Origin of the sequence: Hyphomonas sp. BRH_c22 (assembly GCF_000961795.1) — a bacterium.
Classification (GTDB): domain Bacteria; phylum Pseudomonadota; class Alphaproteobacteria; order Caulobacterales; family Hyphomonadaceae; genus Hyphomonas.
This window is the reverse complement of the sequence record NZ_LADU01000073.1, coordinates 1-22985: the sequence shown is the minus strand read 5'-3', so window position 1 is coordinate 22985 and position 22985 is coordinate 1. Positions and strand designations below refer to the sequence as shown.

20 protein-coding genes and 2 pseudogenes are annotated in these 22985 nt (G+C 59.7%); 11 read left to right on the top strand and 11 right to left on the bottom strand.

The features are described from left to right. Positions 1–64: 64 nt before the first annotated feature. Together VR74_RS09740 and VR74_RS09735 are read right to left on the bottom strand one after the other, a co-directional pair. Positions 65–1447 (bottom strand): IS1182 family transposase, encoded by a 1383-nt coding sequence (locus tag VR74_RS09740; protein ID WP_045696260.1) that lies wholly within the window; start codon positions 1445–1447, stop codon positions 65–67. Positions 1448–1637: 190 nt separating this feature from the next. Beyond that, positions 1638–2264: a hypothetical protein gene (locus tag VR74_RS09735; protein ID WP_045696285.1), complete on the bottom strand. Its 627-nt coding sequence runs from the start codon at positions 2262–2264 to the stop codon at positions 1638–1640. Positions 2265–2326: 62 nt separating this feature from the next. Between VR74_RS09735 and VR74_RS09730 the strand changes: the two genes are divergently transcribed. Beyond that, complete coding sequence (locus VR74_RS09730; protein WP_045696283.1) at positions 2327–2833, top strand: Rrf2 family transcriptional regulator; 507 nt, start codon at positions 2327–2329, stop codon at positions 2831–2833. A 351-nt stretch (positions 2834–3184) separates the two neighbouring features. On the opposite strand, the gene VR74_RS09725 is transcribed toward VR74_RS09730, so the two are convergent. Next, positions 3185–4210 carry an IS110 family transposase gene (locus VR74_RS09725; protein ID WP_045696280.1) on the bottom strand — a complete coding sequence of 342 codons (1026 nt, stop codon included), beginning with the start codon at positions 4208–4210 and terminating at the stop codon, positions 3185–3187. Between the two features lie 152 nt (positions 4211–4362). Further along, positions 4363–4611 carry a GNAT family N-acetyltransferase gene (locus VR74_RS21555; RefSeq protein WP_366462403.1) on the bottom strand — a complete coding sequence of 83 codons (249 nt, stop codon included), beginning with the start codon at positions 4609–4611 and terminating at the stop codon, positions 4363–4365. A gap of 16 nt (positions 4612–4627) precedes the next feature. Between VR74_RS21555 and VR74_RS20820 the strand changes: the two are divergent. Continuing rightward, positions 4628–5139: pseudogene (locus tag VR74_RS20820) on the top strand (DDE-type integrase/transposase/recombinase); the annotation flags it as partial. Positions 5140–5179: 40 nt separating this feature from the next. Here the strand turns inward: VR74_RS20820 and VR74_RS09715 are convergent. Next, entirely contained in the window at positions 5180–6244 is a 1065-nt protein-coding gene (locus tag VR74_RS09715; protein WP_299950064.1) for a glycosyltransferase family 61 protein, read from the bottom strand. A 36-nt stretch (positions 6245–6280) separates the two neighbouring features. Then, a complete protein-coding gene (locus VR74_RS09710; protein ID WP_045696275.1) occupies positions 6281–7348 on the bottom strand; it encodes a glycosyltransferase in 1068 nt (355 codons plus the stop codon). A 167-nt stretch (positions 7349–7515) separates the two neighbouring features. On the opposite strand from VR74_RS09710, the pseudogene VR74_RS21550 reads away from it, so the two are divergent. The 8 genes and pseudogenes from VR74_RS21550 to VR74_RS09670 form a co-directional block, all read left to right on the top strand. Then, a pseudogene (locus VR74_RS21550) lies at positions 7516–8210 on the top strand (IS6 family transposase); the annotation flags it as partial. A gap of 469 nt (positions 8211–8679) precedes the next feature. Beyond that, positions 8680–9534: a CPBP family intramembrane glutamic endopeptidase gene (locus VR74_RS09700; protein WP_045696274.1), complete on the top strand. Its 855-nt coding sequence runs from the start codon at positions 8680–8682 to the stop codon at positions 9532–9534. Positions 9535–9538: 4 nt separating this feature from the next. After that, positions 9539–10738, top strand: coding sequence for a serine hydrolase domain-containing protein (locus tag VR74_RS09695; RefSeq protein WP_045696272.1), 1200 nt, complete (start codon positions 9539–9541; stop codon positions 10736–10738). Beyond that, positions 10719–11729 carry a medium chain dehydrogenase/reductase family protein gene (locus VR74_RS09690; protein ID WP_045696270.1) on the top strand — a complete coding sequence of 337 codons (1011 nt, stop codon included), beginning with the start codon at positions 10719–10721 and terminating at the stop codon, positions 11727–11729. Before VR74_RS09695 ends, VR74_RS09690 begins: the two co-directional genes overlap by 20 nt. 271 nt (positions 11730–12000) lie before the next feature. Beyond that, a complete protein-coding gene (locus tag VR74_RS09685) occupies positions 12001–12942 on the top strand; it encodes an alpha/beta hydrolase (RefSeq protein WP_299950058.1) in 942 nt (313 codons plus the stop codon). A 10-nt stretch (positions 12943–12952) separates the two neighbouring features. Beyond that, positions 12953–13480 carry an ester cyclase gene (locus VR74_RS09680; RefSeq protein WP_045696266.1) on the top strand — a complete coding sequence of 176 codons (528 nt, stop codon included), beginning with the start codon at positions 12953–12955 and terminating at the stop codon, positions 13478–13480. Between the two features lie 79 nt (positions 13481–13559). After that, positions 13560–14870 (top strand): serine hydrolase domain-containing protein, encoded by a 1311-nt coding sequence (locus VR74_RS09675; RefSeq protein WP_299950056.1) that lies wholly within the window; start codon positions 13560–13562, stop codon positions 14868–14870. 95 nt (positions 14871–14965) lie between these two features. Then, entirely contained in the window at positions 14966–15904 is a 939-nt protein-coding gene (locus VR74_RS09670; RefSeq protein ID WP_299950053.1) for an alpha/beta hydrolase, read from the top strand. 33 nt (positions 15905–15937) lie between these two features. Here the strand turns inward: VR74_RS09670 and VR74_RS09665 are convergent, their stop codons facing one another. Beyond that, positions 15938–16900: a M23 family metallopeptidase gene (locus VR74_RS09665; RefSeq protein WP_045696264.1), complete on the bottom strand. Its 963-nt coding sequence runs from the start codon at positions 16898–16900 to the stop codon at positions 15938–15940. Beyond that, positions 16897–17736 carry a DUF6544 family protein gene (locus tag VR74_RS09660; RefSeq protein ID WP_045696262.1) on the bottom strand — a complete coding sequence of 280 codons (840 nt, stop codon included), beginning with the start codon at positions 17734–17736 and terminating at the stop codon, positions 16897–16899. Before VR74_RS09660 ends, VR74_RS09665 begins: the two co-directional genes overlap by 4 nt. 149 nt (positions 17737–17885) lie before the next feature. On the opposite strand from VR74_RS09660, the gene VR74_RS20805 reads away from it, so the two are divergent. Further along, on the top strand, positions 17886–18452 hold the full coding sequence (locus tag VR74_RS20805) for a DUF6064 family protein (RefSeq protein WP_299950052.1): 567 nt from the start codon (positions 17886–17888) through the stop codon (positions 18450–18452). Positions 18453–18548: 96 nt separating this feature from the next. Here VR74_RS20805 and VR74_RS09650 read toward each other — a convergent pair whose 3' ends face one another. The 3 genes from VR74_RS09650 to VR74_RS09640 all read right to left on the bottom strand — a co-directional run bounded on the left by VR74_RS09650 (position 18549) and on the right by VR74_RS09640 (position 22865). After that, a complete protein-coding gene (locus VR74_RS09650) occupies positions 18549–19931 on the bottom strand; it encodes an IS1182 family transposase (RefSeq protein ID WP_045696260.1) in 1383 nt (460 codons plus the stop codon). An 852-nt stretch (positions 19932–20783) separates the two neighbouring features. Then, positions 20784–21980 carry an IS91 family transposase gene (locus VR74_RS09645; RefSeq protein ID WP_045696258.1) on the bottom strand — a complete coding sequence of 399 codons (1197 nt, stop codon included), beginning with the start codon at positions 21978–21980 and terminating at the stop codon, positions 20784–20786. Between the two features lie 6 nt (positions 21981–21986). Beyond that, positions 21987–22865, bottom strand: coding sequence for a site-specific integrase (locus VR74_RS09640; protein ID WP_045696256.1), 879 nt, complete (start codon positions 22863–22865; stop codon positions 21987–21989). Between the last annotated feature and the right edge of the window lie 120 nt (positions 22866–22985).

The following is a 22985-nucleotide window of genomic DNA, read 5'->3' as shown; positions in this document are numbered from 1 at the left end:
CGATTGTGTTGAAGAAGTCGGTTGCCAGCATCGACCGGGATACTGGATGAGAGAGGCCTTCGCCTCATTCTGGTGCCGGTAGCGCGCCCTGGATCGATAGCTTGGCGAGTTTCCTCAGGTTCTGTGCGGTAGCAGCGAGGAGGAACTCGTCTTTTGCTCCATTTGGTCCACGAAGTCGCAGGCGGTCGACCTTTAGGATGCGTTTGAGGTGGGCGAACAACATCTCGACCTTTTTCCGCTCGCGTCTGGACGTGGCATAGGCGTCTGAAGCCATGATGCGCCGGGCAACATCGCGGGCCTCCTCGTGAACCGAGCGGAGTATTTTCCGCATGGGTTCCTTCGGGCAACACCGGTGCTTCAAAGGGCAGTTATCGCAATCAGTTTTTCTGGCACGGTAGCGATAGAGGCCATCTTTGGGAGGTTTGGCTTTGGCGGCACGACCCGCGACGCGGTAGCGACGGAGGTTCTTGCCAGCCGGGCATACGTAACGATCATCTTCTGCATCGAAGGTGAAGTCTGACCGCTCGAAGATGCCATCCTTGCGGAACGACTTGTCGAACACCGGGATGTGCGGTTCGATCCCGCGTTCATTGACCAACCAGTTCAGCATCTCGGCTGAGCCATAAGCGGTATCGCCGGACAATCGGTCCGGTTTGATATGGTTGCGCGCTTCAACCCGGTCGAGCATCACACGCGTGGAATGGACTTCGGCCGTGCGTACAGCGGTTGTGCCTTCAACATCCATGATGACGGCATGCTTGCAGTCGATCAGATAGTTGACCGAGTAGGAGTATTTGGCGGCGCCGTCTTTATAGGTGCGCGTCCAGCGAGCTGTAGGATCAACCGGCGACAGGAACTTCGGTTCGACAGGCGTTGATCCGCCAAAGGCGGCCTCGTCGAGTGTCGCAAGATACTCCTGAACAGCGCGGCGATGCAGGATCTCCGGCGGCAGGCCATCAACTCCAGGCCCGCCGCCTTCACGGTTTGCGTCCGCCTTGATGATGCTGGCATCGACGGCGAACGCCTCGCCGCCAACCACGCCTTCGGCGATGCATCGTGCCAGCACCGTCTCGAACACTTTGCGCAGGAGATCACTCTCACGGAAGCGGCCATGACGGTTCTTCGAGAATGTCGAATGATCCGGCACCGGATCTGTCAGGCTCAGCTTGCAGAACCAGCGATATGCGAGGTTCAGGTTGACCTCTTCACACAGTCGACGCTCGGACCGGATACCGAAACAGTACCCCGCGATCAACATCCGGATCATCAGTTCTGGATCAATCGATGGGCGGCCCATCGCCGAATAGTACGGCTTCAACTGAAGCCGGATGTCTTCAAGATCGACAAACCGATCAATCACCCGAAGCAGATGATCCTCAGGCACATATCGCTCAATCGAGAACTCGTAAAACAGGCCTTCCTGCATCACCTGCCGATCACCCATCATGGCTCACGCTCCCATTCTCAATGACTACAGGAAAAGTGAATCAGAATTCGGCCCGATTGGCACCGACTTTTTCAACACAATCGCGCCCATCTCAGTTGTTCACATCAGATTGTCCGTGGGCAGTAATTCGCCGGAAGCCGTCAGCCGGTTCACTTTGACCAGTGTCTTACCTGGGGCGAGTTTAAGTCGCCTAGTCCCCTTTTAGTCCCAACGCTCCAAAGTTCTGCTCGTAATACGCCGCTACCTCGGGTGTGATCTCGATTGGATAGAATGCTCCCCAGAACGCGCTGACAATTAGCCCGCTTATGATCGCCCCAAAAATAGGTAGCCCAGTTGTCAGACTTCGGGGCGCTTGTGGCCAACCGAAATGAATAGCGGCTGATATGTGCACGAAGAAGGCGAGCACCGCGGCGAAATAGTAGACCGCGAAACCGTATTTGATTGGCGAAAAGTGAAGTGAACCGGCAGCCCAGTAGAAGTCTGTCTCCAGCCTTAAAAGGTGATGCGTGTAAAGTGCGGCGCTAGTATGGAGCAACAGGAAGGTGAGCAGATAACAACCGCTCATCACCTGCAGTAGTGCCCATCCTTCTATCTCCTTGAAGCGCAGCCGTCGGGCACCAGTTATCACTTGCGTTAGTATGGCGACAACCAGGAGAATTTCACCAAAAGGGTTCCTGTAGATGACTTGTACTGTATTCAACGCAGCCAGATGCGATTGCGGCCCGAGGATGGCTGTAAGATGCACGCCAAGATGACTGATGACAAACAGGCCAAGCAGGAGCGCGAAAGATCGATGTATCGCTTTTGCAGAAATCATTGTAATTGCCCTGCAACTATATTCGGATATTTAATGTCCGAATTAAGAGTTGAGGTCAAGCCATGAAGATAAATAGAGGCGTGGAATGGGCTGCTCATGCCTGCACATTGCTTGCAGCTCTGCCTCAAGACTGGACGCTCTCTGCCGAAGCACTGGCGGACTATCACAATGTACCACCAGCCTATATGGCCAAGCAGATGCAGGCGCTGAGCCAGGCGGGAATAGTCGTGTCACGACGTGGCGCGGTGGGTGGCTACAGCCTCGCCAAATCACCAAAAGAGATCTCACTTTGGAATATTATGGCCGCAGTTGAAGGCAGCGGCCCCGCATTTCGTTGCACCGAGATCCGTCAGAATGGCCCTTGTGGTGCGAAAGCCAAAGACTGCAAGAAGCCCTGCGGTATCGCAGCAAGTTTTTTTAAGGCGGAACAAGCGTTCAAAGATGTCTTAAGTCAGGTCACATTGCTCGATATGATTCACGATGCTGCAGCCAGCTCAACGCCGGAAAAAGCGGTGAAGATCGCAGACTGGATAAAAGAAAATTCAGCAAATCAACGTACCCAAAAATAGGCGACCCACTTAGGGCGACTTAAGCCGCTCCCTGAAATCGTGGTGATCGGCCGGAAAGGGCCAAACCTGGTAGGGGCAAGCCTCAATTTGCAATGTCTCTTCTCTAATCGGGCATTCGGGTCAAACTCCATATTTTCGTCTTTGATCCGGTCCTCATCCAAGTCTGGGTCACGCTTCTCTTCGCAGTCTAGTTGGCGCCTCATGTCGGCACCGCTGCATGCATGTGTGTGATGCTGTGTTGTGGAGCGCCTTGCTTTTGCGCGCGCTTCGTCGTGAGCGCAGGAGACATAAACGGCGTGGTCCACACACTTCGTCCAGACCAGGACGAACCGGGTGTTCTTAGGTGTCAGATCATGCGGTGCCCTCCGCCTTGAACGGCGTATTTGTGACCCACATCCGGTGCAGGATCACGGCGAGCTTGCGGGCAACGGCGATACGGGCGCGGCGCGTGCCCTTGGTTCGGATCAACCTCAGACCCCAAGTCTTCAGCGAGGATGGCCGTGTTGACCTCAGCAGCAATGAGTTGGCGGCATTGTAGAGCGTGGCCCGTACATCCTTATCGCCAGCGCGGGAGATGCGTCCTGGATTGTCCATCTCGCCAGATTGGAATCGCCTTGGTGTCAGTCCGAAGTGAGCGCCGACCAGTCGTGACGAGTTGAACCGGGTTGGATCGTCGACCGCTGCCTTGAAAGAGAGCGCTGTGATGGGTCCGATCCCAGGAGCCGTCATCAGAAGCTTGCAGACCGGATCATGTCGCGAGACCACGATCACACGCTGCTCCATCAGGCGATAGGTGTCATAGAGCGCGCCGCGCACATCCAGCATGGGGAGGAGCGCGAAGGCGAGCGCTTCATCAGCTTCGATGATCGGTCGAACCTTCTCATCGAACCTGAGCCGACTGACATGTGAGGGCAATCTGATCCCAAACGCCTTGAACAGCCCTCTGATCTCATTCTCCAAGTCGATACACTTGTTGAGGATGGCTTTGCGGGCAGCCAACAGGGCCTTGATATCATGGCTCTCACGGCTCTTCATATGAACCGGATTGTACCAACCGGCCCGTAAGATATGAGCGATGCCGCGCGCATCAGTCTTGTCGGTTTTGTTCCGCATAGCAGACAAAGCCGCAGCCACCTGGCGGGCTTCCATGCAAACAGTGTCGAAGCCTTTCGCAGTGAGGCCATGAAACAGCATCTGGCTCATTGCGCCGGCTTCAAAGCCGATCCGCTCTACCTGATAATCAGCAGCCTCTATGTGCGATGCGATCGATTCAACTTCACAGGGCAGGTTCAGCTCTTCAACGATTGCACCTTTCAAATCGACAACGCACATCGCCACCGACCTCAAAGATACGTCCAATCCAATATACACGTTCATCGGCTTCTCCTTCAGTTTGCAGGTAATCCCGCAATCATATCAGGAGCTCGACTGGCTATCAGTCCGCCCGATTACCCATGCTGTTGCGCCCTCAGCCGCCGGACGCAGGCGGGAAGCCATCCGGCAAAAATTCGCCGAAGGCAGCCGATCGGTTAGCTCAGTCGGCAGCGCATAAAGCGCCAGCCACGGTGTAGCGCTTCAGGCACCTCTGCCTCTGGATACGGCGGGATATCTGCAAACCCCGCCGCCTCGTAAAGGCGATGAGCGGAAGTCATAAAGGGGCCAGTGTCCAACACTAGTTCTTCATAGCCAAAGCTCTGCGCGTCACGTACGAGCCGATCCAAGATCTTTGCGCCTATTCCTCCGCCGCGGCTCGCTCGGGAGACATAGATGCGTTTGATCTCGCCAACGCCGTCTCGTATGCGGCGGAGCCCGCCATGGCAGTGGCACCTGGACGAGGTCTTCGTCAGCCGAAGGCAGGCGTAGCCAACATCCGAGGCGAGAGACATTATCTCTGGCGCGCCGTCGACCATGAAGGCGAAGTTCTGGAATCATGTGTCACGAAAAAGCGGGACAAGGCTGCTGCATTGAAATTCCTCAAGAAAGCAATGAAGCGATACGGTAATCCGCATATCGTCGTCACGGATAGATGCCCGTCGTATCGAGCAGCCATGAAGGTGATTGGGAGCGAAGGTCGCCAGGGAACCGGTCGTCATCTCAACAACCGGGCCGAGAATTCGTACTTACCGTTCCGAAGACGGGAGAGGGCCATGTCGCGATTCCGGCGTATTCGAAGTCTGCAGATATTCGTTTCATTCCATTCGTCAGTGTACAATCACTTCAACTTCGAAAGGCACATAAACGCTGGAACCCGATTCAAACTGAAACGTGACGCCGCCCTGCGCGAGTGGCGCGACCTTATCGTCGCCTGGCTCCTGCAGCCCCGCGATTTCCGGAGACGGGTTCGCATTAGACTGACAGCACCCGATGTCGATCCACATAGCGAGCGATTGCGCGCGGATCGACCGGCTCATGCTCCCCATTCTGAATCATGAAACTGTGACGCAGGTTTAGTCGAAGTGCCATGTTCCTGAAAAAGGTATCCGGTTCACCGAGCATTGAGTAAGGCAGGATCTCAAGCACGCAAGTTCCGGGTTTACACCACAAGAGACCATTAAGGCCGGCACCATGCTGCCCTATAACGATGCGAGCCCGTTTGAATAGCTCGATCTGTTCAGAAAAATCAGTCGTTTCGAGCTGAACGACATGGGGTGTAATCTCGTTTGAAATTGCTTGAATCATCTCCGCTTCGTTTGGAATGTGTCTTCGACTAGAGCCTGTCTGGTTCCATCGTTCGGGTACCGGGTAGAAATTGCGGAATCTTTCCGTCGCAAAGTACCGATCACTTTCACCTCTCGATATAACAAGAACAGGGATATCTGCAGCAGCGTCGTTTGCAGCCCACTTGAAACCAAAGGACCTTATTGCTTCGATCTCATGATCATGAAGCCATTTGTCGCTGAAGTTGCTACCGTCGAACGGGGGAAGCCTCAGTAATTTGTCAGCGTTCGCCGCAGCCAATGAACTCGCGATTTCCGCTGGAAAGAAGCGCAATGTCGCGCCGATATATTCTGAAAATTTCTCGAGATGGCGGTTCAGTGACCCACAATCCTGCACATGAAGCACGCTGCCAGGCTCAAAACCGAATTTCGCTTCGTGCAGTATCAGTGGATAAAAGAGCGCGCCGAGGAAATGATGAAAGGACTCAATCCGCCCCTCTCGCTGGTGGGTCACGACAAAGCGGTGAGCGTCTCTGGAAGGCGTCTCGTCCAGTGAAGCCAAGTAGCTTTTAGCAGGCTGCACCGCATCGGGAAATTGATGGCTCAACGCGGCCAGAAAGGCGGGCTGGTCCCCGCTCGCGAGGAGGTCGTCTCTTTCCTGCGATGCATTGTGCCGACGAAGTTCTTCTCGGCGCGCCTTCATTCGGTGAAGACGTCGCCGGAAACTAGACATCAGCTCTAGAAATGTATCCATGATCAAGTGCGGCCAGGCCTTTGCGTGAAAGTGCACCTAGTTCGAGTCACACAAAGATCCGTTAATATGAAGCGTTTCAGCGCCTGGTATACCGGCCGTTTCGAGGGCATTCTTTTTTGGCCGAGGGGCAACATATCTCTGCTCCAAAGTGAGTGGCTTCGGCGCAAGTTTCTGTCGCCGGGCGATCTCCCTATCCAGAATCCAGCCTTGAATTCGAAAAGGGCGCACCTTGTTCATCCATTTCGGCAGAAGCGTCTTGACGGCGCGGGCTCGATGTGTGCGGACAAAAATGAGCTCATCACCTGGCGGATTCTTCCAGACACCGAACGCTTCGGCAATCTGTTCAGCCGACATGCGAGAGTTTTCATCCGTCCAGCGCCAACAGAAATATGGCCAGTCATAGTCTTCAAACGGGTGCAGAGCCAAGTATTCGACGACCGCGTCAGGCGCCAGGAAGATTTTGTGGCCCATAGCTTTGATGCGTAGCGAGTCATTCAGATGATCGTAGTGAGTCTGCCGCTCATCATGGCCGCCGATTTCGCGCATTACACTCGTCCGGATCAGGGCGCAGTGATACTCGAACTCGTCGTTCTCCATCGAAATGCCGTTCCAGTCATTCTCCCGAGCTTCCTCCAATGCAACCCATTCGAGACGGTGCTCGGACGAAATCCGGTTGAGCCCGTTCTCATCAACGTAGGCATTAATCGTCGAGCCGGCATGGTGGATCATTCTCTTCGGGAGTGGCCCGAGAAGCGTGACCGGACAAACAGCACCGGCCTCGTTTTCCTCGGCAGTGCGTACCATCGCTTCGAGCCATCCATCGTCGTATTTCAGGTCGTTGTCGACATATACTACATACTCGGTCTCGACCATTTCGAGCGCCATGTTGCGTGCCACGGGGGGCAAGATGAAGTGCTCAGGCTCAATGTAAACGAATTCACGGTTTGCTTTCAGAGCTCGGATTTGCGATCTGACCTCTTCGGGAGCTCCCCCATCATTCACAATAACCGGAACACTCTCCGGAATCGTCCGAAGCAACGACGCCAATGATAATGGCAGTCTGCTGAAACACTCCCTTGGATTCACAACGACGGTTACGTCCATTTTTCAAGCCCCAACTCTGATTGAAAATGCTATTCGACATCCAGAACAAACAAATTCTCTGCAAAATGCCTGCCAAGACAAGCCATAATTACCGAGTTTGATGCTGGGCGGGCAATGTCAGGGGAACCGGGCTTGAGGCTGTAGAATGGGGCGTTTAGCCTCAAATTATGAGCAAGAACCCCTTCCGCTATTTCAAAACCTCGCCCGATATCATCCAGCTACGCGTGATGATGTACGTCAGATTTCCGCTGACCTTGCGCAATGTCGAAGACCTTCTCCACGAACGCGGCATCGACATTTGCCACGAAAGCATCCGCCTTTGGGTCGACCGGTTCGGCACCTACATCGTTCACAAGATCAGGAAGCGACGCTCAGAGTCTGTGCGAAGGAGTCCGCAAGGGCAGTAGCACCTGGATGAGGTCTTCGTCAGCCGAAGGCGAGCGCAGCCAACATCCGAGGCGAGCGGCATTCCCTCTGGCGCGCGTTGGACCATGAGGGTGAGGTCCTGGAATCCTGCGTCACGAAGAAAAGGGATAAGGCGGCCGCGCTGAACTTCCTAAAGAAAGCAAAGGGGCGATATGGAAATCCGCATATCATTGTGACTGATAAATGTCCGTCTTATCGAGCGGCAATGAAGGTCATCGGCAATAACGGGCGGCAGGAAACGGACTGGCACTTGAACAATCACGATGAGAATTCACACCTGCCCTTCCGAAGAGCAGAGCGGGCGATGTCGCGATTTCGTCGGATGCGAAGTTTGCAAAAATTCGTCTCAGTTCATTCGTCAGTGCACAATCACTTCAATTCGGAAAGGTTCATAAAGCCGAGAATCCGCTTCAAACTGAAACGAGATGCCGCCCTGGAGACGGCGAGTGTACACGGCGACATCGACCCCTTTGCAACACTGATCGCACGCATGCTGGAATGTGCCCCGTCAGCGACCACAAGACAGATCGGGTAAATTGCCGAAGGAGGGTTTGTGGCTCATCATTTCCCTGGAAGGGAACAGCGATCAGACAGAAACCAAAGGCCGAAGGATCGGCTGAACGATGCGTCAGATTGAGCTTCTGCACCACGCCAGTCATCAATTCCGGACATCGGGACCAGGGCCTGATTTGAACGAAACTGACCCGAACAGATCATATCCGTTGCATGGTGCGATCTGCTCAACGGGCTTGAATCCCACGTTTTCGCATGCTTCGAGGCACAATGGCGCACCCTTCACTGATCCGTGCACATGCAAGACACCTTCCCATATCGCAAGGCAGCGACCTGCTGCCCGCTCTGTGCTAGACTGGTTTTGCGTATGCCGGGTCGGGGGAACCTTCGCAATGTCAGATGAACCAGATTCACCCTGTTCAGGAAGGATACCGGTCTCGGCCCTTATCCTCTTTCTTGCGATCACGTTCACGGTGACATGGGGACTGATCGGGATCTATATCGCTTTCCCTGAAATGGCCGCCAACACTTTCGGCCAGATCAGCGGGTCGCATCCCTTCTTCTTTCTCGCGACCTGGTCTCCGGCAATAGCGGCCTTCACGGTTGTGTTTCTGTATTCCGGCACCTCTGGCCTCGGGCTCTTTCTTTCGCGGCTCGCGCAGTGGCGAGGTTCGTCAGGCTGGGCTGCGTTCATCCTGCTTCTCCTGCCGCTTGTCTTCATCGCCGGCTCACTGATCAAAGGCGGCCCGGTCCTGGCGCCCCTCCCACCCGAGGGGGCGTCTGCCGTGTTCGCAGCCCTGTTCATAATGCTTTTTCTGGGGCCGATCGAGGAATTCGGCTGGCGCGGTGTGATGCAGCCCCTGCTGCAACGGCATATGGCACCGATCTGGGCCGGCCTGATCATCGGCGCAACATGGGGGGTCTGGCACCTGCCGGCCTTTTTCCTCGCCGGGGTCGTCTTCGCCGACTGGAATTTCCTGCCCTTTTTCATTGGCAACGTGACGCTCGCGGTTCTGGTCACGCCGATCTTCAACAGCGCACGGGGCAGCTTGCTCTGGCCGATGCTGTTCCACTGGCAACTGATCAACCCGTTCTGGCCCGATGCACAACCCTGGGATACGATCATCCTGGTTAGCATCGCCATCATCGTGGTGTGGTACAACCGAGGCACGATGTTCACCCGGGAGGGCGCCGTGACGGAGGTTATTCCGGCCGTGCAGGCACTTACCCCGAGAGCCTCAGAGTGAGGATATGCACAGAGGGTTCAGTCTCGCCTTCACGCTTGTTCTGGCCTGTTGTGCGGCGCCAGGGAAAGCGCATGAGGGCCCCCATCTCTCATTGCGGCTGGAGGCGATACTCGAGGAATTCCATGACAGCTACGCCTTTCCGGGCGCGACCGCTGCGATCGCCCTGCCCGATGGAACGATTGTGACCGCAGCAACCGGTCTTGCAGATGTGGAGAACGATCGCGTCATGACGCCCGAGACACCGATGCTGGCCGCGAGCATCGGCAAGACCTTCGTCGCGGCGACTGTCCTGGCGCTGGAAAGCGAGGGGCTTGTGTCGGGCACCGATCTCGTTTCCGTCCATCTCGGCGATCGCGCCTGGTTAGAGGGGCTGCCAAACGCTGAAACCATCACCGTCGCTCATCTCCTGCATCACAGCGCAGGCCTTCCAGACCATGTCTATCTGCCCGAGTTCCAACAGGCATGGGCAGATATTGCCGCTCGCGAGGAAATTACCCCGGAACACCTTCTGGACTTCGTCACGGGGCGCGAGCCACTGTTCGAGGCGGGCAAGGGCTGGGCCTATAGCGACACTGGCTTTGTGCTGCTTGGCCTGTTGATAGAGGCTGTGACCGGTCAATCCTGGTACGATGCCGTCAGCGCGCGATTTCTCGCTCCCCTGGGTCTGGATGGCACCTTCCCCTCCGATCGCCCGGATCTGCATGGGCTCGCGGTCGGCTATGTGGAGCCCGACAACCCCTTCGGCATGCCCGAGCGCACCGCCGATGCCGAGGGTCGCCTCCTATGGAACCCGGCCGTGGAATCCGCGGGCGGCGGATTCGCCTCGACCGCGTCTGATCTCGCACGCTGGGGGCATCTGCTGTTCAGCGGCATGGCGATGGAGGAACCCTATCTCGACCGGCTGCTTGATGGTGTGCCCGTGGGTCCCAACGCGTCCGGCATCCTCTATGGGGCAGGCGTCGCGATCTATGCCGGGACATCCTACGGTCCGGTCTACGGCCATGGGGGCTGGATCCCCGGCTACGTCTCCAGCCTGCGCCACTACGCCGACCACAGCGTGACCGTTGCCTTCCAGATCAACAGCGATGCCGGGGTCACAGATGAGACCAGCGAGCTTGTCCCCGCTCTGGAGGCCGCGCTGGCCAAGCTCGTGCTGGATCAACCCAGATCAAAGGAGACAAATCATGCCCTGGACCCGCGTTAGAGTGAATGCCTTCGGCGGCCCCGAAGTACTCGAACTCGAGACCGTCCCCGACCTGCCCCAGCCCGGGGCGCGCGAAGTGCGCGTGCGCGTGCGTGTGACCAGCGCAGCCTTTACCGACGTGATGATCCGCAAGGGGATGTATCCGGACGTGAAGGAGAAACCGCCCTTCACTCCCGGCTACGACATGGTGGGCATCGTCGATGCGACAGGCCCCGGCGCGACGCGCTTCCGGGCAGGCGACCGCGTGGCGGACCTGACGACCATTGGCGCCTATGCAGACTACATCTGCCTGCCCGAAGACCGCCTGACCCTGGTGCCCAAGCAGATTTCGGAGCTGGACGCGCTCGGCATGATCCTGTCAGGTGTCACACCCTATCAGATGCTGCACCGCGTGGCGAAACTGAAGGCAGGACAAAGCCTAATGATCCATGGTGCGGGGGGCGCAGTGGGCACGGGGATGCTGCAACTGGCGCGGGATGCAGGCATCACGGCCTTCGGCACAGACGTGTCGGCCAAGCATGACCTTATCGCCAGCCTTGGCGCCACGCCAATCGTGGCGGACGCCTCCGAGGCGGCGGTCATCGAGGCAACCGGCGGCGGGGTGGATGCGGTCTTCGACCCATTGGGAGGCGAGAGCCTGTCGCATTCGCTCCATGCGCTGAAGCCGGGTGGCATGCTCGTAGCCTTCGGCTTTCAAAACGAAGTACTGGGACGGGGCGGATCGATCCCTCTGGATTTCGTGAAGCTTAAGCTCTGGGATTGGCTTCCGAACGGCAATGCAACCGCCTTCTACTCCATCGGCGCGATGCGCCGGAGGCATCCGGACTGGTTCCGAGAGGATCTGGCAATGCTGTTCACACTGGTCGCAGAGGGCCGGATTGCACCGGTCGTGGCCGAGGTGCTGCCGCTGGACCAGGTGCGCGAGGCGCACGGACGGGTCGAGGCCGGCACGGTCGCCGGCAAGCTGGTGCTGCAGGTCTCCGAACGATGACCTCGTCTGTTTCTTCACCTGTCCTGCGCATCGCATTGGTCGCTATCGCGAACACGCAGTGCCAGGCCCGGGGCGCACGCGGTGCCTGGATAAGGTGCGCATCATGTTGATCGCGCTTTTCAGTATCGTCGCCCTGCTTGTCGCAGGCATTGTTTGGCTCTTTGCCATAAGCCCCGGTCGACCGGTCCCGCTGCGCGACAGGCAGGGACATACCATTCCCGGCAGCCTCTCCGAGCGCGTTACAGTTCATATCGGCGGGATCCCTCAAGGAATGATCATCCAGAGCGCCCATCCCGGAAACCCGGTACTTCTGTTTCTGCACGGCGGGCCAGGCATGGTCGAGTTCTTCATGGAAAAGCAGTATCCCACGGGGCTCGCGCAGCATTTCGCCATGGTGTGGTGGGAGCAGAGAGGTGCGGGCATGTCTTTCTCCACAGACATCCCGCCTGAGACCATGACGCTGGCACAGATGATCGCGGACACGATTGAGGTGGCCGACTATCTGCGAGACCGCTTTGATCAGGATCGCATTCTCCTGCTTGGCCATTCCTGGGGCGCCTATCTGGGCATCCAGGTCGCGGCTGCCGCCCCAGAGCGGTTCCTTGCCTATATCGGCATGGCTCAGATCACGCACCAGCTCCGCTCCGAGGTGATGGCGCGTGACCACCTCCTGGCCTTCTACCGCGCGCGGGACGATGCGGGCATGGTGCGCAGGCTAGAAGCCGCGCCCGTAAGTATGGAAGAGGGCACATCGGACGCATGGATGCGGCTGCGCGACCGGGCCATGCACGAAGCGGGCGTCGGCCACATGCGCGGGATGAACTCCGTCATCAAAGGCATCTTCCTGCCCATGTGGCAGGTGCGCGATTACACCGTTGCCGAGAAGGTCAACATCTGGCGCGGCAAGGTCTGGTCCCGGCCCTTCTTCTGGGACGCACTGCTGCGCGACGACCTGAGCGCGCGCCTGACTGAGTTCGAGCTGCCCATCTACTTCCTGACAGGGCAGCACGACTACACAGCCAATGCGGATCTCTCCCGCGCCTATTTCGACCTGATTGACGCGCCAGTTAAGGGCTTTTACCTCTTCGAGCGTTCAGCCCACAGCCCACTGTTCGAAGAGCCCGAACGCGCGAAAGCAATCCTGTTGAACGATGTGCTGGGCGGGATCAAAGCGCTGGCTGATGATCGCTGCATCACAGGGACGCGAGGATAGGTCGAACACGATGCCACAGAATATCGATGCGCAATTTGCCCGGGATTTTCTGTCGCGGCTGCATGAAGCGGTGAATGCGCACGATGCCGCCCAAGTGGCGGCATTGTGCTGCGAGGACGTCATATGGGACGACCCGGCTGCGTCTGCACCTCTGCGCGGGCGCGACGCCGTTTGCAGATTCCATCAGGAGACGATGTTTCGTGCCCTTCCGGACGTAAGGATCGATATGATCGATGGTCCTTATCTCGCGCTAGATGGAAAGAGCATCTCGGCACGGTTGAGGATCAGCGGGACGATGACGGGGCCGCTTGACCCACCGGGTTTTGCGCCGACGGGTGGCCCGCTCGTATTCGAGACGGCCGAGTTTTCGCGATTCGAAGGCAATCTGCTCTCCAGGCACACCGTGATCGTCGACATGCTGGGGCTCGCCCGGCAGATCGGCGCAGTGCCGCCGGCAGGTGGCTTCGGTGAGCGTGTCGGTCTCTGGGGACAGCATATGGCAGCGCTTCTCGGACGGGCCGGGTCAAACAAGCGGTGACGGGATGAAGCGCTTGCATCTTTTTCATGCAATGGTCCGTATGCTGGTTGTTTCCGGGTTGCTCGCCATAGCCCCCGCCATGGCTGAATCACATCCTCATCGTCTTGGTGAGATCGCTCGCGCCCGGATGCCGACGGACGGCGTACCCGGTATCGTGATCGTGTTGATCGCTGGTGGCGAACCTGTCTGGAGCGGCGCCTTCGGCCTCGCCGATGTGGCGACGCGGCGGCCCATGACCGCCGACGCGCTGTTCCGGGTGGAATCGATCTCCAAGCCCGTTACGGCGTGGGGTGCCATGCGGCTGGCTGAGAGCGGGCGGCTCGACCTCGACTCACCGATCAGGGATTGTCTGAAGCGCTGGCACCCGCCGGAGGACGCCGAACCGATCACGCCGCGCGCACTCCTTGGCCACACCGCCGGTATCGGTCTTGGCGATTATACCGCCCGCTACAGCCCGGACGCTCCTGTCCCGGAGCTGCCCGAGCACATCGCGCAGGATTTCGCCCTGATTGGCGCGCCTGGGGCCAGGTTCGCCTATTCCGACACAGGTTACACCTTGCTGGAACTGGTGATTGAGGACTGTACGGGAGAGGATTTTGGTGCGCTGATGGCAAGCGAGGTTCTGGCCCCGCTCGGCATGGAGCGGGCAAGCTTCGACTGGACTGGCGCTACTATGCCCATGGGCCATGATCTTCGTGGCAGGCCCGTCGCGCCCTACGTCTATCCGGGCCGCGCCTCGGGCGGCTTGCACGCGACCGCCGCCGACCTCGCCCGCTTCGCTTCGGCAGGAATGACCGGCGCAGACCAGGAGGTGATCTCGACCGAAGGCCTGGCCACGCTTCACCAGAAGGTGGTTGAAACTGGCGGTCTTTACGGCGTCGCCGCGGAAGGTTACGGGCTCGGCCATTTCACCGAAACCCTGTCAGACGGACGCGCGGCGGTCTGGCATGGAGGGCAAGGGTACGGCTGGATGAGCCACATGCACCTGGTACCTGAAACGGGCGACGGTATCGTGATCCTGGCTAACAGCCAGCGCGCCTGGCCGCTTTTTGCCGCGATCCTGCGGGACTGGTCGGAGAGCCTCGGTGTTGCGCCAGTCGGCATGGCGCGCGTTCTATGGGCCGAGCGGGCGGCGCGAGTCGCCATTGCCCTGGGCCTGGTCGTGGCAGTGTTCGGCCTCTGGAACGCATATCGCGGCGCCCGGCGGCGCCCACTCATTCGGGGCGTGGCGGGAGGGGTCGGCGCGGCGCTGATCCTGTGGCCGCTCTGGGCCGCATCGCAGGATTACCTGTTCGTATTTTCGATCCTGCCGGGCCTCTGGCCCTGGCTCGGTGCGGCCTCCGCAGGCGCGGGCGCAGGTCTCGCCGCGATGGCGCTGGGACCGGAGTGAAGGCGATGAACGTGCTGCGTCCCGCCGCGCTCGTCGTTCTGGCACTCATTGCCAGTGGGCTTCTGTGGAAGACCCTGCCCGCTCGCACGGCGCGGTTGACCGGCCCTGACCCGATCGCCGAGCTGATCCCGGCCGAGATCGGCGGCATCAGGCAGTGGCTGCTGGTCCGCGGCGCAGACCGAAACGCGCCGATCCTCCTCTGGCTGCACGGCGGGCCGGGATCGGCGCAGATGCCAATCCACGGCGTCACCGCAGCGCTCGAGCGTGATTTTGTGGTCGTGCACTGGGACCAGCGCGGCGCGGGCAAGTCGAACCCGCCGGACTTCGACCCGGCGACCATGACGCTCGACCGGTTCATCGCAGACGCGCGGGAGGTCACCGCGCTCCTGCGGGACCGCGTAGGCGACCAGCCCATGATCGTGCTCGGCCATTCCTGCGGAACAATGCCGGGTGCGCGGCTGGTGGCAAGCTGGCCCGACGACTATGCAGGCTATATCGGTGTCGGCCAGCAGGTGGACACGATACAGGGCGTGACGCTGGCGCTCGACTGGCTCGGCGAGGTCGCACCCGATTCCGATCTTGTCGGATTGGAATCCGGGGCGTTCCGCGATCACGACCTTTATCTGCACCTGATGAAGCAGGTCGAGGCACACGGCGGCGGGATGAACGTCTCGCTCCTGTCCATGCTCCCACGCGCGCTCACCGCGCCGGAATACCGTCTGCCCGACTACTGGCGCTGGCTCGACGGCGCCAATCGCGGCAGCGGGGCTATGTGGCCAGAGTATCTCTCGCGCGACCTGATCGCCGAGGTACAGCATATGCCCGTTCCGATGTTGCTGATCGCGGGCGCGTCCGACTGGAACACGCCCGTGCCGCTGGTGCAGTACTGGTTCAACGCGGTAGAGGCCCCGCAGGGCAAGCGGATGGAGATATTTGCCGCCTCCGGCCACGCGCCGTTCCTGACCGAGACAGAGCGGTTCGTTGAGACGGTACGCCGCTTTGGCGCCGAACTGACTCGGGAGACCACCGAGTGAGTCTTCCCTGACTCATGACCTTCGGCAGGACGCTCACTCGCGTGGCCCGGTCAGCCGGTCGCCCCTCACGAGGAACCGGTCGTCGATGCGGAGCGCCAGTGGCTCGCCCGAGATTGGCGGCGCGCCCGCAGGCGCGGGTCTTTGCGCATGGATATGCAGGTGTGGCTCGGTCGAGGCGCCGGAATTCCCGACTTCGCCAAGCCGGTCGCCCGGCATCAGCTGATCGCCCGGGGCGACCGTGACGCTGCCCTGTCGCATGTGGGCAAACACGATCTCGAAATCGCCGCAGCGCAGGATCACATGGTTGCCGAGCCGGTTGACCCTGTCCTCGTTCGGCACCTCGAAATCCGGCATGCCACCCAGGGCCGCGACCACGGTTCCCGCACAGGGGGCGCGCAACTCGGCGCCGAATATCGCATAGGCCGCGGGGTCGGCGGGGCGCCATCCGTCGGCACGCAGGCCCCAATGGCCCAGCCCGAAGAAATCCACCGCATGGGATTGCCCGCGCCACGGCCGGAATCGCTCGACCGAGGGATCAAGCGTCCGCATGTGCCCGTTGACCAGCGTGTTCGAGCCACCGTGTCCGACAAGGTAACGGCCAGGCCCGAAGGGATTGGCGATATCGACAATGGCGACTGATGGCAGCTGCTGCCCCCAGACCGCCCGTGCACCATACCAGCCGCCAAGGCCAAGAAGTATGATCGACATGATGAGGCCGGCCCATCCCAGGGTAGCTCCGGGACGGAGGGGCAACCCAGAAAAGTCGATCCGCAGGACCGACACCAGAAGGGCCACCAGCCATAGCCCGCCATAGACCCATGGCAGCCACCAGACCGGCACGGCCCATTGCGCAACTCGCGCGAGCGCAAAAAGAAACACCCCCGTGCCTGCCACTTGCAGCACGAAGCCGACAAGGCTGGTGCCAGGCTTGAAAGCCAGCCACGCGATCAAGGCCATCGGCAGGACAATCTGAACGGCAAGGATCAGGGCCGTCATGGCTGCACCCCTGGAAACCTGATATCAGTGACGTCCGCCAGGAAGAATGGGAAATACGCGTCAGTGCCGAACATGTTGCCGGCTTCGACCCGGAATGGCAGGCGATATCCACCCACCACGCGGAAATCCGACATGAAGGCGCCGAAGGGCTGCAGCCTGTATACCTTGTCGGGGTTTGCGTTGCTCCAGCGCTGGAAGGAAACTTCAACGGGACGCCCCTCCTGATCGACGGTGACATCGACTGCCTGTTCAAGCGCTCCATGCGAAATCATCACGCGGGCAGTGTCCTCATCCACGGCAGACCATTTAACGCCCGGTCCTGGCATGAGCGCCGCAGGCGCCCAGATCGCGGACTCTGCAACATATCGTCCGAACGCCGATCGGCTATGGTCGGGATCGCCGCCGAGGCGCCCGACAGGGATCAATCCGAAGATTCTGAATCGCGTCCAGCTGCCTGAATCCGAACCCGAGACGGGCATGCCGCCGCGCGTGTGCATGGCCCAGACGAAGCCTTCCGGCGCCGCCAGGATCTGGCGCGCTTCCATCGGCTGGTAATCTGGGTCCGACTTGGTACCGAGGCTGAATTGCCCGGTCATATCGATCTCGGTTACCGGCCGAAGCGCCGTGCCAGGACAGATCGTGTAGCAGAAATACCGCTGCGCGGGTTCGGGCAGGCCGGAGATCATTTCAGGATTGAAGCGCTCTGGCATTGCGGGCTGGAGCGCCGCGAGCCTGCGCCACTCGGCGCGGTCGGTCCGATGGTCCAGAAGCCTGAGAAGCGCCAGGCCCAGGACCCCAGAGGCAAGAACAACCAAGATTGCGATGAAGATATTCATTGAGGACACTATCCCTCGAAATCTCACACTTTTCGAGAGCAATCGATCGGGCGATCAGCGCCGTGGCGGACGTTCCGTTCAGGAGATTGCGATCTGCGACCAAGCCGCTCTATTGCGCGAAGCAGAGGTCCTGCTGAGGTGCCGCCGAGATGCTACCATTCAGTCAACGCGAGTTCTTCGAGCTTTTCGAACGATACAACGAAGCTATCTGGCCGCTCCAGGTGTTCGCATATGTCCTTGGCGCAATCTCAGTTCTGGCCACTTTTTCCTCCCATCGTTTAGCGGGAGTGATTTGCCTGAGTTCTCTGGCATTGCTCTGGGGATGGACGGGTGTCGCCTACCACTGGGTGTTCTTCTCTTCGATCAAACCGATTGCGCCGGTATTCGCTGCAGTGTTCGTGGGCCAGGCGCTCATTCTCGCCTTCGCTGCGATACGAAGGCCGCCGCAGTTTTCGACGAGAAGCAATGTCATGACCCTGGCAGGGTGGGGTTTGATCGCCTATGCGGCTGTCTTGTACCCGGTCCTGAATGCGTGGCTGGGACATCCTATTCCTCGCCCGGATCTGCAGCTCCAGCGTCTGGCGATAACAGCCAGCAACGGATCATGGATGCGGCCCGTCAAAGTTCCCGCGACAGCTACAATAGCGGCTATACGAGCAGCTATTTGTGCGGCTCAGCTCAATTCTGTAACTGAAGCCAGAGCGAGACTTGCATAGTTACTTGCGGCGTCTGGTGCCTGCTTTGGGCGCGATTGTGTTGAAGAAGTCGGTTGCCAGCATCGACCGGGATACTGGATGAGAGAGGCCTTCGCCTCATTCTGGTGCCGGTAGCGCGCCCTGGATCGATAGCTTGGCGAGTTTCCTCAGGTTCTGTGCGGTAGCAGCGAGGAGGAACTCGTCTTTTGCTCCATTTGGTCCACGAAGTCGCAGGCGGTCGACCTTTAGGATGCGTTTGAGGTGGGCGAACAACATCTCGACCTTTTTCCGCTCGCGTCTGGACGTGGCATAGGCGTCTGAAGCCATGATGCGCCGGGCAACATCGCGGGCCTCCTCGTGAACCGAGCGGAGTATTTTCCGCATGGGTTCCTTCGGGCAACACCGGTGCTTCAAAGGGCAGTTATCGCAATCAGTTTTTCTGGCACGGTAGCGATAGAGGCCATCTTTGGGAGGTTTGGCTTTGGCGGCACGACCCGCGACGCGGTAGCGACGGAGGTTCTTGCCAGCCGGGCATACGTAACGATCATCTTCTGCATCGAAGGTGAAGTCTGACCGCTCGAAGATGCCATCCTTGCGGAACGACTTGTCGAACACCGGGATGTGCGGTTCGATCCCGCGTTCATTGACCAACCAGTTCAGCATCTCGGCTGAGCCATAAGCGGTATCGCCGGACAATCGGTCCGGTTTGATATGGTTGCGCGCTTCAACCCGGTCGAGCATCACACGCGTGGAATGGACTTCGGCCGTGCGTACAGCGGTTGTGCCTTCAACATCCATGATGACGGCATGCTTGCAGTCGATCAGATAGTTGACCGAGTAGGAGTATTTGGCGGCGCCGTCTTTATAGGTGCGCGTCCAGCGAGCTGTAGGATCAACCGGCGACAGGAACTTCGGTTCGACAGGCGTTGATCCGCCAAAGGCGGCCTCGTCGAGTGTCGCAAGATACTCCTGAACAGCGCGGCGATGCAGGATCTCCGGCGGCAGGCCATCAACTCCAGGCCCGCCGCCTTCACGGTTTGCGTCCGCCTTGATGATGCTGGCATCGACGGCGAACGCCTCGCCGCCAACCACGCCTTCGGCGATGCATCGTGCCAGCACCGTCTCGAACACTTTGCGCAGGAGATCACTCTCACGGAAGCGGCCATGACGGTTCTTCGAGAATGTCGAATGATCCGGCACCGGATCTGTCAGGCTCAGCTTGCAGAACCAGCGATATGCGAGGTTCAGGTTGACCTCTTCACACAGTCGACGCTCGGACCGGATACCGAAACAGTACCCCGCGATCAACATCCGGATCATCAGTTCTGGATCAATCGATGGGCGGCCCATCGCCGAATAGTACGGCTTCAACTGAAGCCGGATGTCTTCAAGATCGACAAACCGATCAATCACCCGAAGCAGATGATCCTCAGGCACATATCGCTCAATCGAGAACTCGTAAAACAGGCCTTCCTGCATCACCTGCCGATCACCCATCATGGCTCACGCTCCCATTCTCAATGACTACAGGAAAAGTGAATCAGAATTCGGCCCGATTGGCACCGACTTTTTCAACACAATCGGCGCAGAAACGGACCTTCGCTAATTCGGATGCCAGGCAAAATCGATCTTTGAAAACTGCACGGTCCAATTGGTGGGCCAACCGCGCTCTTTATGGTAAAATGAGCGAATGAGTTACGATGTTGGTTCTGGTGATCTGGTGCTCTGCATAAATGCGGCACCGAACCATGTGACCGGAGACCCTGTGCCTCTCGTCGCTGGAGAGACATATCGGGTCTGGGCGGTTATGGAGTTTGCCTGCCCATGTGGACGGTCGGACGCTTTGCTAGACGTCGGCGTTGACTTTGCTTGGTGCCAGTCCCGCTTCCGGGTATTACCAAAGCCAAAGGTGAAGACCACGACGCGTCGCGTGTCAGCTCCGAAAGAAACAGAAACCGTGTGACAAGGCTTGCGGCGCCTTGGGGCGCGAAAGCAGCCGAAAGAAATTGTCCCGAATGAGGCAATTCTTGTTTAGGTTTCCACGACGCCCGCCTTGCACAGCCGGTTGCACCACGCATGATGGCGGGCGTCGTGGAAGGCTCAATGCCTGACGCGCGGACGGTGTGGACTGCTATGGGGATTTAAAGACTGCGCTTGCTTCTCGTCTTCAGAGCGCGAGTGCGTTCGATCGTCGGGATCGATGTCGAACAAGGCGGATGTCGCGTGTCTGGCCCTGTTTTGGCGGGCCAGGTTGGGCGATGTTGCCAGGATGGGTTCGGCCAGAGCGCAGTTGACCGTCGCCGCCAATGGTGGCGAACGCAAGCTGGCAAAGATGAGCGCGTGAGGCGGCGTTCATGAGGTGTCGATCCTTTCTGGCGGTGATCGTCGTCGCAGGCGGGACGCCGGGGTGATCAGTTCGATCAGGATCATCCGTCCACCACAACAGGCACACTTTTCCGGTTCGGGTGTTTGAGGTGCAGGCTCCGGCGTTGGCCCGGATTCCGGGTCCTGCGAGGGCAGCATGCGCTCTGCGAGCAGGTCCCTGATGCGATCAATGGCGTCTCGGCGCTGTGTGTTGGCGAGGAACCCGACATGGCGGATGCGATGGAAGCCATCCGGCAGGACGTGTTGCAGGAACCGCCGGGTAAACTCGGTGGCGTCAAGCGTCATGACCCCATATCTCGCCTCGTCCTGCTTGCGATAATCCTTGACCCGGAACGTCACACGCTGGCCGTCATAGGCGGTGATCCGGCTGTTCGAGATGGCGATCCTGTGGGTGTATCGGGCCAGGTATGAGAGCACCTGGTCCGGGCCTGCAAAGGGACGCTTGGCATAGACGACCCAGTCGCAGCGGCGCTGGCTCTTCAGGAGTGCTGCGAACGCTTCCCTGTCGGCCAGATGGACGAGATCGCCGTGGAAGCCCAGCCTGCCGGCGGCATGGAGGCTGGCGAGCCGCTCGCACATTAGCCGACGGAACAGGCGCGACAACACCCGGACGGGCAGGAAGAAGCCCCGGCGGCAGTCGATCCAGCGCTTGTCATCCGGCGCGAGCCCTCCGCCGGGCACGACGCCATGGATATGCGGATGGTGGGTCATCGCCGAGCCCCATGTGTGCAGGACCAGGGTTGCGCCGAGCTTTGCGCCGAGGTGCTTCGGGTCGGCGCCGATCGTCATCAGCGTCTCGGACACGGCCTTGAACAGGGCGTCGTAGACGGGCTTCTTGTTCTGGAAGGCCACTCTTGCCAGCGGCGCGGGCAGCGTGAACACGACATGGTAATAGGCCACAGGAAGCAGGTCCCGCCTGCGAGCCTCCAGCCAGTCATGGGACGACGCCGCCTGGCACCTCGGACAATGCCGGTTGCGGCAGGAGTTGTATGCAACGTCCATGGCCGCGCAGTCTTCGCAACGGGTCACATGGCCGCCCAGTGCGGCGGTGCGGCATGAGAGGATGGCACTCACCGCCTTGTGCTGGTCGCGGGAAAGACCCTCACGCAAGGCGGGGCCAAGGCCGCGGAGGATGTCCGCGACCTCGACGGCCGGTCGGGGCATGTCGGATCAGTCCGTCGGTTCGATGACGGGCAGGCTGTCGAACGGGCTTGCGACGTCCTGGAGCAACTTCGGCGAGACATGGGTATAGATAGAAGTTGTCTCGAGCTTGGCGTGCCCCAGCATCACCTGGATGACGCGGATATCGACACCGGCCTCCAGAAGGTGCGTGGCAAAGGAGTGCCTGAGCGTGTGCAGGGTGATGCGTCCATCCTTGCGGATCTCGGCGGCGTCGACGGCGTGCTGGAACTGGCGCGAGAGCTGGCGTGTACTGATCGGGCACATCACGCCGCTCCGGCTCGGAAACAGCCAGACCTGCGGCCGGGCGACCTGCCACCATCTGCGCAGGACATCGATCAGATGAGGCGACAGCTTGGCCTTGCGATCCTTGCGGCCCTTGCCCTGTTCGATCCGCAAGGTCATCGACTTGTTGTCGATGTCGGAGACTTTGAGGTTGGCTGTCTCCGACGCCCGCAGGCCCGCGCCATAAGTGATGCTGAGCGCCGTCCTGTACTTGAGACCCGGCGCCGCCGCGATGATGCGGGCCACCTCCTCGCGGGTCAGCACAACCGGCAGCCTGCGTTGCTCGCGCAGGACCGGCACACGCTCGACATCGCTGCTGCAGCCGAGCGTGAAGCGCAGGAAGAAGCGCAGCGCCGTGGCATGGGCGTTGATCGTTCCCACACCGAGCCCCTGCGACTGCAAGTGAAGCAGGAAAGACCGGGCGTGGTCCACGGTGATATCTCCGGGCCTGACGTTCATGTGCGTGCAACAGGCGCGCACGGCGCGGACATAGGTCTTCTGGCTTGCGGGAGACAGGCCCCGCAGGGTCATGTCCTCGATCATGCGCTGGCGAAGAGGATGAATGGGTTGAGTGTCGTTGCTCATGGCTGAAGCCTCCGTAAGGGCGCTCCCAGACCATCCGGGTGCTACCCGCAGGCATCAGACGGTTATGTTCATCCCCGACGCAGCAACGCTCAACTCGCGCGCGAGCGCGTTAGTGCTTTG